The sequence below is a fragment of the Mycobacterium sp. MMS18-G62 genome (genome assembly GCF_053877835.1).
Window position 1 is genome coordinate 634,853 of record NZ_CM132662.1, and the last position, 13,644, is coordinate 648,496.

A 13,644-nucleotide genomic window follows, 5' to 3' on the forward strand; every position below is an offset into this window, starting at 1 on the left:
CCGAAGTCAGCGTGTCGCCGCGCTCGTCAGCCGGAGCTCGCCGACGCGCGCCGCATCCCTGCGAGGATCGCCGCCGGCAAGCGCCCAGCCTTTGGCGCGAAGGAAATACAGGCTCGCGTCGGCTTCGACGCTGAACCCGAGACCACCCTGCACATGCTGGGCCACGGTGACGCCGTGCGTGGCGACCTGTGCCGCGTACGCAAGAGCAGCGAACTGCAGCCCCGTTTCGACGTCTGGGTCGTGGTCGAGAAACCACGCCGCCCGCCGGAAGAGGTTGCGCCCACCGGCGATGCCGATCGCCACGTCGGCGAGCGGGAATGACACGCCCTGCAGTGTGCCGATGACCACACCCATCGTGCGACGGCTCTTGACGAATTCCAGCGCTGGCCCCAGTGCGCCCTCGGTGAGCCCGATCAGTGACGCCGCTGCCAGGACCTTCCATTCGCGTACCGCGCGCGCGAACAGTGCACGGCCGTCGGCAGCGAAGGACGATCGCTTCTCCGCCGACGCATCGACGATGGCGTAAGGCAGGCATGCCTGGTTCGGGAGGAGGGCGCGGTCGCCGTCGGCGGTCACCGTCACCAGCTCGTCGCCGTCAAGTCCCACGATGGTGTCGGCAGCAGCCGCGCTCGAGACCATCGTCGGCGCCGAGAGCGACGCAAACGCCAGACCGAGGATGCGGCTGCCGTCCATTGCGTCCGCGACGATGTCATCGGCGCCGCCGGCGGCAGCGAGCAGGCGGCTGGCCACCATGTGTTCCACCAGCGGCACCGGTGCGAGCGCCCTGCCGAGTTCCTCAGCGACCAAGCTGAGTTCGACAATGCCCGCCCCGTCGCCACCGGACTCCACCGGCAGCGGCATCGACGCCACACCGAGTGCGAGCAACTTGCTCCACAACTGCGCGTCATAGCCCAGCGGCTCGGCGGAACGCACCACCGACGTCGGACACTCTTTGACGAAGAACGCGCGAAAGGCTTCCTGTATCGCTTCATGGTCTTCGTCGAGGCTGAAGTCCAGCCGTCGCAACTCAAACGGATCCATTGACTCTCAATCTCCAGAGGTGACCATTCGAAGCACGCCGGCTCGGTCCAATTTGCCGTTCTCGGTACGCGGCAGGGCGGGCACTTGGACGATTCGGCGCGGAATCTCATAGCGCGCAAGCTCATTGCGCAACGCGGTCTGCAGACCTGCGATCGGCCCCAACTCGTCGTCGGCGACCACGACAGCCACCGGCACCTCACCCAGTCGTTCATCGGGCGCACCGGCGACCGCACTGTCGACGACTCCAGGGAGCTTGTTCAGCGCCGCCTCGACTATGGCGGGGTACACGTTGAAACCCCCGCAGATCAACATCTCTCGCAGGCGTCCGCGAACGAAAAGGAACCCATCGGCTTCCAATGTGCCGAGGTCGCCGGTGTGCACCCAACCTTGCGGCCCCGGCGAGATCGGACGGCCGTCCTCGCCGATGTAACCGGCCATCGACCCTCCACCGCGGGCGACGATCTCCCCGAGCTCCCCAGGGCCGAGATCCGCGCCGTCCGGCGAGACGATGCGCACCTCCACCCCCGGCGCGATCCGGCCGACGGTGCCTTCGGGTCGTCGGCCTACCGCGACGTCGTCGGAACGTTCGAAGGCGATCGCGCCGGAGAACTCGGTCTGCCCGTAATTGCGCAGCACCGGCAGCCCGTACCGACGTTCGAATTCCACTCGCGTGGCGTCCGGGATCGCGGCGGTGCCGACGGTCACCGACCGCACGTCGCCGAGGTCGCGCTGTTCGGGCCAGCGGGCGAGGTCGTACACCATCGCAGGGGTGAGCTTGAGGACGTTGACGCCAAACTCGTCGACCAGCCGCAACGCGACCTTGGCGTCGAACTTGGGGACGATCAGCACCGGCTTGCCGACATACCACCCGGACAGGACGCCCAGCATCCCCGCCATGTGCGCCATGGGGGTGAACATCGGAGACAGCCGGCGCGGTGGGTCAGCCGGCGAACGCCCCTGCTCGGGGAGCCCGCTGCCCAGCGCGATGCCCTGCAGCGAGCGGCTAAGGGCATCGACTGTCAGCACCGTGCCTTTGGGCCTACCGGTGGTGCCCGATGTGAACACGACGAGGGCCTCGTCCGGTTCGGCGGGCGACTGGCCGGGCGCCAACGTCGCGCTCACACCCTGCCTGCCGAGTACCGCGTCGCAGAACGTCTCACGCACACGGCGTTCGGCCTCGGCGTCGGGCAGCAGGGCGCCGAGGAGGACCGCCGACGCACCGCGCTGCCATACCGCGCAAATGCGGGCCACGCTGTCGTTGTCGTTGCCGGCGTGCACCGCGACCCGGCGGGCGCCTTCCGGGATTTCTGCGGCGTGCCGAGCGACCTGCTCCGAGAGGTCCGCGAACGTCCAGGACCGGCCGTCCAGTTCGACGATCGCGACGGCCGTCGGCGCGGTCTCGGCGGTCATCTCCACGACACTGCGGACATGGCTCGCTTGCTGACGTTCTGGGCCTTTCGGCGGGACGCCGGAAACGGTGTCTTGGTCGGTCATCGGGGCATCGCGGGATCGCGTGGAAGGCCAAGAACCTGCTCGGCGATGGTGTTGCGTTGAATCTCTGCTGTGCCCGCACCGATGGTCGATGCGCGGGTGCGCAGGAAGCCCCACACCCAGCGACCCTTCTGCACGGCATCCGGATCGGTCCTGCCGAGCACACCGGCGTCACCGAGCAGATCCACGGCGAACTCGTGCAGCTCCTGCTCGAAGGCGGTGTTGAACAGGCGAGACGTCGACGATGCTGGACCGGGCTCGCCGTGGGCGATGATGTCAGAGATCGTGCGCATCCCCGTGTAGCGCATGATCCTCACCCTCACCTCGAACTGCGAAAGACGTTCGCGGACAAGAGGATCAGCGGCGGCACCAAGTTCCTTAGCCAGGGCGATCAACTCGTCGAGCACGCGCCGGTACTGCGTGGCCTGGATCATCGCACCCGCGGCGCGCTCGTGTCCAAGACTGGTGCGCACCAGTTTCCAGCCGTCGTTCTCCTCCCCGACCCGGTCGGCGACCGGCACTCGCACGTCATCGAAGAAGATCTCGGTGAAGTCGGCCCCGCCGGTGAGGTCGCGCACGGGTCGGACGGTGACACCTGGTGCGTGCGCGTCGATGATCAGGTAGGAAATGCCGCGCTGGCGCGCATCCGGCGAACCCGTGCGCACCAAGGTGAACAGCAAGTCCGCGATCTCGGCGCGGCTACTCCACACCTTCTGTCCGTTGACGACATATTCGTCGCCGTCTCGGCGCGCGGTCGTCCTGAGCGCGGGCAGGTCGGACCCGGCTTCGGGCTCGGAATACGCTTGCGCCCAGACCTTTTCACCCCGCAGCATCGGCCTCAGCCAGCGCTGCTTCTGCTCCGGCGACCCGTATTTGACGATCGTCGGTCCGGCGATGCCGAGCCCGGTCGCGAGAGGTCCCGGCACCCGTGCCCTGGCATACTCTTCCTGGTAGACAACCTGCTTGCTGAAGCTGAGATCCATCCCGCCGTACTCCCGCGGCCACGCGGGTCCGGCGAAGCCAGCGTCGAAAAGAGTTGCCAGCCAATCCTTCTGCCAGGCAAGCCGCTTGTCGGGGTCGCTTGGTCTGCGGCCGGGGTGATTGTCGGTGAGGAACGTTCGCAGCCGCGCACGGAATTCGTCGTCGGTCTCGGTATCCGAGGCCTCTGATGAATGCCGGGCGGCGTATTCGGTGATGCTCATCGGGTTCTCCTTCGACGCACGGTCAGATGCCGACCAGATCGGCCAGTCGCGACCGGTGGTGCGTGGGCGAGCCGAGTAGCCGTTCGCCAGACTTGGCCCGTTTGAGGTGCAAGTGCGCGTCGTGCTCCCATGTGAAGCCGATGCCGCCGTGGATCTGGATGTTGTCCTTGGCCGCACTGGTGTAGCTAGGGGCACAAAAGGACCCGGCTACAGCCGCCGCGAGCAGCAGTTCGTCGACGTCGTCACCCGCAGCGGCCGCACACGCGTGCAACGACGCCGAGCGGGCGGCCTCGACCGCGACCACCATGTCCGCACACTTGTGCTTGATGGCCTGGAACGAGCCGATCGGTCTGCCGAATTGCACGCGGCTGCCAGCGTAGGAAACCGACGAATCGAGGCAGGCCGAGGCGCCGCCCACCTGTTCGGCGGCAAGCGCGACGGTGGCGAGAGCCAGCACCTGCCGAAGGAACTCTTCGCCGGTCGGCCCGACCTGAGTGCCTGGGGCCGAGGTCAACTCGATGCGTCCGAGCCGTCGGGTCGGATCGAGCGCGTCGAGGCGCCGTCTCACCACGCCCTCGGCGTCGCCGTCGACCGCGAAAAGCGCTGGGCCGTCTGGCCCCTCGGCGGCAACCAGCAGTAACGCGGCCGAGTCACCGTCGACGACGAGCGTCTTGATGCCGGTCAGCTCGAAAATTTCACCGCTGCGCTGGGCCGTCGTGGCCATCTCTGCGATCGTCGGACCTCGCCCTTCGCTGACGGCGACCGTGGCGGTCAACGTGCCATCGGCGATGCCAGGTAGCCAGCGGCGCATGGCCGCCTCGTCCTTGCTTGCGACCAGAGCCTGCCCCGCCAACACGACGGTGCCGAAGAAGGGCCCGGGGAGCAATGCGCGCCCGAGCTGCTCCTGCACCACACCGAGCTCGACCGGGCCGAAACCCGAGCCGCCAAAATCCGCCGGGATGGCCAGTCCCTGCAGACCGAGCTGGCCGGCCATCTGAGTCCACACGTCGGCATCGAGCCCATCGGGCGATTCAGCCCAGCTGCGAACCGACTCAATCGGCGCCTTCTCGGCGAGGAAGCGGCCCACCACATTCCCGAGCTCGAACTGTTCGGCCGTCAACGTCATTGTCATTTCTCACCGTCCGTCGAACCGTGGCGGGCGCCGCTCGCGCAACGACGCGATGCCCTCTTTGAAGTCGGCACTGCGTAGCGAAATCTCTTCTGTCAGCGCCTCTTGCGTGAGCGCCTGGGAGAGGTTGGCGTCGAGATGGCGATGCAGCATGGCCTTGGCCAGGCCGACGGACACCGTGGCCGCTGCCGCGAACTCGGCGACTACTTCCTCGACGCGGTTGTCCAGCTCGTCGTCGGAGACGAGTTCGGTGATCATTCCCCAACGTTCGGCGCGCTCGGCGTCGACCGGCTTGCCCAAAAGCACCATCTGCTTTGCCCTGGGCAACCCGATGAGCCGCGGTAGCAGCCATGTCGAGCCGCTGTCCGGGGTGAATCCCCGCCCCACGAACGGCGTCCAGAACTTCGCGGTGTCGGCGGCCACGATGTAGTCGGACAGCAATGCCAGGGTGTTACCCAGACCCGCCGCCCAACCGCGGACGCCGACCACCACGGGCAGCTGCAGTTCGCTGAATGCGCGAACCAACTCGTGAGCGCCGAGATTGATTCCGCGTTGGAGGTGGCCGATGCGTGGACGGACCGGTCCCTCCTGTGCGTCGGTTCTCTTTTCGGTATTCGCCTCGACAAGATCCACGCCAGTGCAGAAGTTCTTGCCGACCGCGGTCAGGGCGACGACTCGGAACTCGTTGGAGCGCCCGGCTTCCTCGATCGCGTCGCGCAGCGCCGTGATCGTGCTCGCGGCCAGTGCGTTGGCGGTCTTTTCCCGAGCGATCGTCAGCCGCAGAACCGGTCCGTCGCGATGGACGCGCAGGCCGGTCGCGTCCTCGGCCACCTGTGCCTCTGCCTCCGTCATGCCGTCCACGTCCCGGCGTCACACCCGATTTCGAGACCGATCACCTGCGTGCTCACCTATCCGTCGACCGCCGTCTATGCGTGATCGCAACGGCTATTGAGGATACTTTAGACGATTAAGACGTACGGTTGGCAAGCGGTCGGGACCACTGCGGGGGCTGATCGGTGCACTCAATTCGCGTCCGCAGGTGGCCATGGAAAGACGGCTTCTGACCATCGGCTGCGATTGCACGATGCGGGTTATTGCGGATACTTTATGCCATAGGAGCGCGTGGGTTGCCGCGCCCGTCGTCTTTGGAGGGCAAATGAAAGTTCGGATCAATCCGGACAAGTGCACCGGTCACGGCCAGTGTGCGGCGAACGCTCCCGCAGTGTTCGAACTCGATGATCGGGGATACGCCATTCCCTTCGATACCGTCGTTGATCCTCAGTCGGAGGAACAGGCACGACTCGGCGCTGCCGCCTGCCCGGAGCGCGCAGTCGAGATTCTCGACTGATTTGGGCCCACCCGCGCAAGTGGGCCACTAGAGTATTCTCAATGCTGCGCCGGCAGTCGCCAGGACAGTGCGGCCAAACAACGAGGAGCTCCGCCGAACATGACCAACGCAGAGACCGCAGCCAAGGGCCTGTACGAGGGCGTACCGGTGGTGGACTTCAACCACGGCGTGGAGTCACCTGTGCTGGGTCACGCGCAGAGAATGACGGAGCTGCGAAAGCTCGGTCCGATTCTGCGCAGCTCGGCGGCTCAGGGTTTCTGGGTGCTGACCGACGGCGAGATGGTGCGCGAGATGCTCACGGATCCCCAAACGTTCTCCAGCTCAGCGACAGTCCCGACCATGCCTGATCCGCCGTACCTCTGGATTCCCCAGATGCTCGATCCCCCGGAGCACACCGCCTGGCGCCGGCTGCTCGCACCGTACTTCTCGCCTGGCAATCTCGCGAAACTCGATGCCTCGGTGCAGTCGCGCTGCAACGACCTGTTGACCGAGATTGCCGAACAGGGCGGTTGCGCGTACCGCCGCGACTTCGCCGACCGGTATCCCACCTCGGTCTTCCTCGACATGTTCGGTGGGCCGATCGAGGAACTGCAGATGTTTCTCACATGGGAGAAGCAGATCCTGCATGCGACGCCGGACGAAGATCCCGATAGCTCGCGACAGATCTCGGCGATGATGGAGGTGATGGGTTACTTCAGCGAACTCATCGAGAAGCGCCGCAAAGATCCCCGCGATGACATCATCTCGCACAGCCTCACCTGGGAAATCGATGACAAGCCGATTCCCACCGAACAGCTGCTGTCCTTCTGCCTGCTGATGTTCATGGCCGGCCTGGACACGGTGTCCATTCAGCTGACCTACTCGACATGGCACCTGGCGACCCATCCCGAGGATCGCCGTCAGATCGTCGAGAACCCCGACATCATCCGCACCGCCGTGGAAGAATTGCTGCGACTCTATTCATTCGTCCCGCCGGGCCGGAAAGTGGCGCGCGACATCGAGTTTCACGGCGTTCCGATGAAAAAGGGCGACATGGTCTTCTCGGCGGTTTCGTCGCCGTCCCACGACCCGCGCTCGTACCCGGACCCGATGCGCGCACAGCTGGATCGTCAACCCAATCCGCACCCAGCGTTCGGCCTCGGCCCACACCGGTGTGTCGGTGCCGCACTCGCACGCCGAGAACTTGTCATCGCGATGGAGCAGTGGCATCAACGGATTCCGAACTACCGCATCAAAGACGGGTTCGTGCCGCTGGAGCGCGGTTCAATGCACGGCATCAAGGAACTCGAGCTCGAGTTCGTCTGAGTCGTCTACGTCCGCGGCCATCGGCGCCGAGTTCGTGGCGACCGGTTTCGACAAGCCTCGAATACAACCGGTACGTAGGCTTCTCGAGCACGACGGGATCTCCCGTCAGGGCGGCATCGGAACTGGCTGACACGCACGTCAGGTCCCGAGGCATTCGCGTACGCCCATCGCATGGATGATCTCTTGTTCATGAAATGGCCGGATCACTAATGGTATGTCGCGACTTCCTCTGTGTTGCAGCGGACTTGGATATCGTACGACGGCAAAAAGCGCCGTCCGAGCCATTGGGGCGCCCGGTAACAAGTACGGCTGCGGTATAGGCAATCACATTATCGTCGCGGGGTCACCCCGTTATGTCGCGTCCGATCAATTGGCGGGCCACGATCCACTGCTGCAACTCGTTGGCGCCTTCGAAAATTTCGAGGATCTTGGCGTCGCGGTACATCTCCTCTAGACGCACTGATTCCCCGGTTTCACCCACTTGGCGCGCGAAACCGAGGGCGCCGTGTATCTGGATGGCTTCACGTACGAGGTCGTTGGCCAGCCGGGTTCCGTACGCCTTCGCCATCGCTGCCTCAGGCTCGGCGGAGCGGTCGCCGAGATCCAGCAGCGTGGCCGCCTTTTGATAAAGTGTTCGCGCGCACTCGATTTCGGTGGCGCGTTGAGCCATGGTGAACTGCCAGTGCTGCATAGCTCCCAACGGCCCGCCAAAGACCTGACGAGTCCGCAGGCGTTCGACAGCGAGATCGAGCGCAGCTTGGGCCACGCCGACGCCGGCAGCGCCGATCCCGATCCGCCCCCGGACGAGTGCCGACAGTGCCACGCCGAGCCCTCCCCCAACGGTGCCCAGCAGATTCTCATGGGGAACGAACACGTCGGTGAACACGATATCGGCGGTGATCTGACCACGATGCCCCATCTTGAGGTCCGGCGTGCCGATTCGAACACCTTCGGATGAGAGGTCCACCAGCAACATCGTGGCACGGTTGCCGCTGGCGCCAGCCCGCACGAGAACCGAGACCCAGCCCGCGACAACGCTGTTGGTGATCCAGCGCTTGCGTCCGTTGACCACGAATCCCCCCGGCACCTCCTCGGCGACCGTTTGCATGCGCTCGGCGGTCAAGTCAGAACTGGTATCGGGCTCAGTGGTGGCGAAGGCGAACGCGGTTTGCCCGCTGATCAATTCTGGGATCAAACGTGCACGTAGCTGTTCGGTGGCGAATGTCAGCGTTTGCGGAACGAGAATGCACTGCCCGTCGTAGACACCCGCCATCGACGAGGAGTGGTAGGCGATCTCCTCGGCGACGGTGCATGTGCCCAACATGGGATGCCGCAGGCCGCGGCCGAACTCTTCGTCGAACGGAACCGCAAACAAGCCCTCGTCAGCGAGCCCACGGAATGCGGCCCATGGAAAGGAATCCGCGGCCTCCTCGCGCTGCCCGATATCGCGCGCATGGGGAACCAACTGACGTTGCACCGCTGCCCGTGCGTGCGATCGAAGTTCGACGATCTCGTCGGGCAGCCATACGTCGTGGGTCATCCGCTCCTGGGTGCGCGGCGCGAGCCCGACCACCTTAGGCGATTCGGCGATGCTCATATCGGTGCTACTCGCAAGACATGACTTGCTGCTCATTTGCCAGGCGTTCGCAGAATTTCTCCGTGCTGCTCAAGCATCCGGACTGCGTCGCGCTCCAATTCGCGGGGCACCCGCGGAAGGCTCGCCGCACCGTGTTCGCGGCTCGGAAGAGAGATTGTGGCCTTTGCCGTGGCGGTGCGCTCACCGCGCTGATTGTGGACCTCGACCGCTACATCCACCAGGTGCATACCATCGTCTTCACGTTTCCCGATGACCTTGCCCGTAAGGTACTGAATGTCGCCGTGATAGTTGAACTTTCGAATTTCGTCATGCTGTCGCACCACGAAGCCGTGATCGCCCATCCAGTCGCTCAGGTAGTGGTGGATCCAGCACTCCCGCAGCACCCCGTAGTCGTATGCGCGCGGATTTCCGATTGCCTTCGCCCACTCGGAGTCCCAGTGCACCCGCTGGGCAACATCGGGCACGCCGTACGCGTTGTCGATGTAGAAGGGCGCGATACGCTTCCTGTTGAGGTATGCCAACCGACCCGTCTTGAGCCCGTAGGGAACGAAACCATATCCGCCACAATGGAAGACGATCATGTCCGTGGTCGTCAGCGGCCCCTTGGCCATGGTTCCCATGTCGTCATTGTCGGCCACGTCTTCGATGTACCGCGGTTCCGCGCCCCGAACCTGCTCGGCCGCATAGACAGCGTCGAGTGCCTCGATGTCTTCCTTGGTATACGAAGGCTCTTCGATGGAGGAGTACTTACCCTTCTCGCGAGCCTTCTTGCGCTCCGTCATGATGACCAGAGTTCGGTAGACGCCGACCACCTCTGCGTTTTGATTCATCTTGACGTCACGCAGCACCCGGATGATGGACCGGCCAGCGAATTCCGAAACCTTCTCCTCAACCGACTCCAGCCCCGAGAAGCTGTACAGGGTGTCGCCGGGATGAATGGGCCGGTACCAGTCCCAGGTGCCGCCGGATACGAACGCGTGGATGCCGCGATAACTTCCGCCGCGCAGTTCCTTTGGCGGCTTCTCACCGCGCAGCGGTGCGTTCAGTACCGCCGCCATGATCTGAGGTGCGACCTGCGCGCCCCACCGCGAGGTGCGCCCATACGACGGGTCGGTGAAGAGGGGGTTGTCGTCACCGTAACTGCGGGCGAAGTTCCGAATCGCCTCAGGCGTCGCAGTCGACAACAGTTCTTCAGACTTCGAGGCGGCCCACACACCGAGGGCAGCCCGGTCCTTCTCCACGTCTGCTTGGTCGATCTCGAACGCAGTCGCTTCGGCGAACCGTTCCTCCGATGATTTCGTACTTCCGGTCTGAGTCATAGCTCGCCCTTCAATCGCGCAGATCACTGGTCACGATGTCTCATCGTTCCAGGCCGTTCGCGCTTAATCAACCTAGTTGACTAGGTAAACTCTACAAATATTTATCTTATTATTCGGCTACTACGCTCGCTGTCGAGGACTCATCGAGTCGCCGGCGGATGCGAAGGTCAGGAAAGCAGTTGCACACGTATGTAACTGCCCGATCTAGTACTCGTCCACGTTGGCGAACACGCCGCCGACTGCTGGGACCTCACTGTTGCCGAGTTGCGAAGGCGGGCACCGGAGTTCCGGGTGCTGGCAGTCGATCTGCCGGGTCGCGGACGCAAGCCAGGCGATCTGACGACAGCCACCATCGCAGACTGGGTGGACTCGATCTGCACCGAAATCGAGGAGGCGGGGCTCGGCCATGTCGTCGCGCGGCCAGTCGATGGCTGGGGTGATGATACCGGGCGTAGTCGCGCGGCTCGGCTCAGCGAGGGTACGCGAGATGATCTTGGTGAGCGCGTTCGTTCCGCCGCCGGGGTCGGCCATCGTGGGCACCCTGGCCCTGTCAACACCGCCGAGCGCTGCGATGCTGTCTCGCTGAGATGGATTGACCGGGTGATCACTGTCCCAGCGTGTCACGACGTGATGATCAGTGATCCAAAGACGTTGGCGTGCAGCCTCATTGAGCTGTGAAAGTCGAAGCAGTAATAGGGCCGACTATGCGACCGTCCGCATGACCGCCGTTGCGGTATCGAGATACTCGACGGCGCGGCAAGCGCGGCGCCACGCGGACTCGGCGTTCTCCGGCGCCCGAAGATCTGACATTGACCGCGTTGAGCCAGCCGATCGGCGCTGGCCGAGATGGACACCGAACTCGACATCGGCGAACGCCGGCGCTACCGGCCCCACCGCGACAGTTCCTCGTTGATAACGCATTCAACCGGAAGTCGTCGGACCCGCCGCCGCCGTACTCCTCGGGCATGTTGAACCCGATGAGTCCGTATCTGCCCGCAGCGACATAAGCCGACCGGTCGACGATTCCGTTCCCATTCCCACTTCTCGGCGTTCGGTTCCACCTCGCGCTCGATGTACCCCCGTGTCCTCTCCCGCAGCTACTCGTGTTCCCGCTCGAAAATCAGTCGCCTCACCGTGAATTCAGCGTGCCTTCCAAATCGGTTGCCGCTTCTCGGCAAAGGCGAGTGGACCTTCTTTGGCGTCTTCGGTTTTCAGCAGCTCGCCGAACTCCCGCTCCGTGCGACTCCACGCCGCTTCCTCTGTGGCGATCACGCCGTCGTCGGCGCCGTACGCGATCCGCTTGCTGGCTTGCACCGACAACGGCGCGTTGGCGGTGATCCGCTCGGCGAGGGCAAGGGCGGCTTCCAGCGCCGTGCCGTCGGGCACAACCCGGTTGATCAGTCCCCACTTGCCTGCGTCGACCGCCGAAATCGGCTCTCCGGTGAAGGTCAGCTCCAGTGCGATCTTGCGCGGAAGCTGCTCGACGATGCGAAACACGCCGCCGGCACCGGCGATCAGACCACGCTTGACCTCGGGCAGTCCGAACTTCGCACTTTCGTCTGCCACCACCAGATCGCTGGCCAGCGCGAGTTCGGTACCGCCGCCGAGGGCGATGCCGTTGACCGCCGCGATCGTCGGTTTGTCGATGAAATGGTGCACGTAACCGGCGAAACCCCAGTCGTCGTGATCGGGGTGAAGCACATTCTCACCACGGGATATCGCCTTGAGGTCGGCTCCGGCGCAAAAGGACTTGTCGCCGGCGCCGGTGATCACGACCGCCCGCACCTCGGGGTCGTCGTGCGCACGCTGTAGGGCATCGCCGACGGCGGTGCTTACCGCCCCGTTGACGGCGTTGCGCGCTTCCGGCCGGTTGATGGTGATCACCTCGACGTTGCCTCGCCTCTCGACGAGGGCCGCGGGCTCGGTGGCTGTTTCTGTCGTCATTACAGCAGCTCCAGAATGGTGGCGTTGGCCTGGCCGCCGCCCTCGCACATGGTCTGAAGGCCGTAGCGGATTCCCTTGTCGCGCATGTGATACAGCATCGTGGTCATGATGCGGGCACCCGAGCCGCCCAGCGGGTGGCCCAACGCTATCGCGCCTCCGTTCGGGTTGAGGTTCTTCTCGTCTGCGCCGATGTCCTTCAGCCAAGCCAGCGGCACCGGTGCGAACGCCTCATTGACCTCGAACACGCCGATGTCGTCGACCGTCAGCCCGGACTTGCGCAGGGCTTTCTGTGTGGCGGGAATCGGTGCGGTCAACATCATCACCGGGTCCGCACCAGCCAACACCGCGGTGTGCACCTTCGCGATTGGCCTGCAGCCGAGTTCCTTGGCCTTGTCCGCGGACATGAACAGAAGCGCCGCGGAGCCATCGGAGATCTGGCTGGAGTTGCCGGCGTGGATCACCCCGCCCTCCTTGAACGCAGGCTTCAGTTGCGCCATCTTCTCGATCGGCGTGCCGCGGCGGATGCCTTCATCCTTGAGCACGGGGTTGCCGTCCTGATCGGTGATGGCCACGATCTGATCATCGAAAGCGCCCGAATCCTGTGCTGTGGCGGCCTTTTCATGCGAGGCCAACGAGAACTCGTCCAGCGCGGTTCGGTCGAAGCTCCATTGCTCGGCGATCATCTCGGCGCCGATGCCCTGGTTGGGGACGACCCCGTAGCGGTCCATGAACTTCTGCGGGTACGGGTCACCGCCCGCAGCCCTCGAGGAGCCCATCGGCACCCGCGACATCGACTCGACACCACCGGCGACCGCGACGTCGTAGTGTCCGGCGGCGACGCCGGCGGCGGCGAAGTGCACGGACTGCTGGCTCGACCCGCACTGCCGATCGACAGTCACGCCGGGCACGCTCTCCGGCCAACCCGCCGTCAGTACAGCGGTGCGTGCGATATCGAGCGCCTGATCGCCGACCTGTCCCACACAACCCCAGATCACGTCATCGACCAGCGCCGGATCGACGCCCGCGCGCTCCACCAACGCGTTCAGCACCTGCGCGGACAGATCGGCGGGGTGAACGCCCGACAGGCCGCCGTTGCGTTTACCGACCGGCGACCGAACCGCCTCAACAATCACGGCTTCAGTCATTGCCTACTCCTTAACAGTTGAATGTATTACTAATTATTGCTCGGTGTCTTGGGAGGCCTCACGGCGGGGCCATTACTGCGCAACTCGAGCACCTCGGTCAGTCACCTGTCCACAGCCGGCCAA

General features: G+C 64.6%; 11 protein-coding genes and 1 pseudogene. 3 read left to right on the forward strand and 9 right to left on the reverse strand.

The genetic code is table 11. The annotated features are described in order from the left end of the window. Positions 1-6: 6 nt before the first annotated feature. Genes ACWW36_RS03110 through ACWW36_RS03130 form a run of 5 tightly spaced genes read right to left on the reverse strand, consistent with a single transcriptional unit; the run spans position 7 to position 5,715 of the window. Positions 7-1,041, reverse strand: coding sequence for an acyl-CoA dehydrogenase family protein (locus ACWW36_RS03110; protein WP_456140149.1), 1,035 nt, complete (start codon positions 1,039-1,041; stop codon positions 7-9). Positions 1,042-1,047: 6 nt separating this feature from the next. Beyond that, positions 1,048-2,535 (reverse strand): class I adenylate-forming enzyme family protein, encoded by a 1,488-nt coding sequence (locus tag ACWW36_RS03115; protein WP_456140150.1) that lies wholly within the window; start codon positions 2,533-2,535, stop codon positions 1,048-1,050. Beyond that, a complete protein-coding gene (locus tag ACWW36_RS03120) occupies positions 2,532-3,734 on the reverse strand; it encodes an acyl-CoA dehydrogenase family protein (RefSeq protein ID WP_456140151.1) in 1,203 nt (400 codons plus the stop codon). The genes ACWW36_RS03115 and ACWW36_RS03120 overlap by 4 nt, the downstream gene beginning before the upstream one ends. A gap of 22 nt (positions 3,735-3,756) precedes the next feature. After that, positions 3,757-4,866 (reverse strand): acyl-CoA dehydrogenase family protein, encoded by a 1,110-nt coding sequence (locus ACWW36_RS03125; protein WP_456140152.1) that lies wholly within the window; start codon positions 4,864-4,866, stop codon positions 3,757-3,759. Between the two features lie 3 nt (positions 4,867-4,869). Beyond that, positions 4,870-5,715: an enoyl-CoA hydratase/isomerase family protein gene (locus tag ACWW36_RS03130; protein ID WP_456140153.1), complete on the reverse strand. Its 846-nt coding sequence runs from the start codon at positions 5,713-5,715 to the stop codon at positions 4,870-4,872. A 304-nt stretch (positions 5,716-6,019) separates the two neighbouring features. On the opposite strand from ACWW36_RS03130, the gene ACWW36_RS03135 reads away from it, so the two are divergent. Further along, entirely contained in the window at positions 6,020-6,211 is a 192-nt protein-coding gene (locus ACWW36_RS03135) for a ferredoxin (protein WP_456140154.1), read from the forward strand. 99 nt (positions 6,212-6,310) lie between these two features. Further along, a complete protein-coding gene (locus tag ACWW36_RS03140; protein ID WP_456140155.1) occupies positions 6,311-7,516 on the forward strand; it encodes a cytochrome P450 in 1,206 nt (401 codons plus the stop codon). A 343-nt stretch (positions 7,517-7,859) separates the two neighbouring features. On the opposite strand, the gene ACWW36_RS03145 is transcribed toward ACWW36_RS03140, so the two are convergent. Both ACWW36_RS03145 and ACWW36_RS03150 read right to left on the reverse strand, forming a co-directional pair. Further along, the gene (locus ACWW36_RS03145) at positions 7,860-9,113 is read right to left on the reverse strand and encodes an acyl-CoA dehydrogenase family protein (protein WP_456140156.1); all 1,254 of its coding nucleotides are present in this window, start codon (positions 9,111-9,113) and stop codon (positions 7,860-7,862) included. 32 nt (positions 9,114-9,145) lie between these two features. Then, positions 9,146-10,432 (reverse strand): FAS1-like dehydratase domain-containing protein, encoded by a 1,287-nt coding sequence (locus ACWW36_RS03150; protein ID WP_456140157.1) that lies wholly within the window; start codon positions 10,430-10,432, stop codon positions 9,146-9,148. Positions 10,433-10,627: 195 nt separating this feature from the next. Here ACWW36_RS03150 and ACWW36_RS03155 point away from each other — a divergent pair. Further along, a pseudogene (locus tag ACWW36_RS03155) lies at positions 10,628-10,976 on the forward strand (alpha/beta fold hydrolase); the annotation flags it as partial. Positions 10,977-11,572: 596 nt separating this feature from the next. Here ACWW36_RS03155 and ACWW36_RS03160 read toward each other — a convergent pair. Beyond that, entirely contained in the window at positions 11,573-12,376 is an 804-nt protein-coding gene (locus ACWW36_RS03160; RefSeq protein ID WP_456140158.1) for a crotonase/enoyl-CoA hydratase family protein, read from the reverse strand. Beyond that, positions 12,376-13,521 carry a thiolase family protein gene (locus ACWW36_RS03165; protein ID WP_456140159.1) on the reverse strand — a complete coding sequence of 382 codons (1,146 nt, stop codon included), beginning with the start codon at positions 13,519-13,521 and terminating at the stop codon, positions 12,376-12,378. The genes ACWW36_RS03160 and ACWW36_RS03165 overlap by 1 nt, the downstream gene beginning before the upstream one ends. Positions 13,522-13,644: the final 123 nt, after the last annotated feature.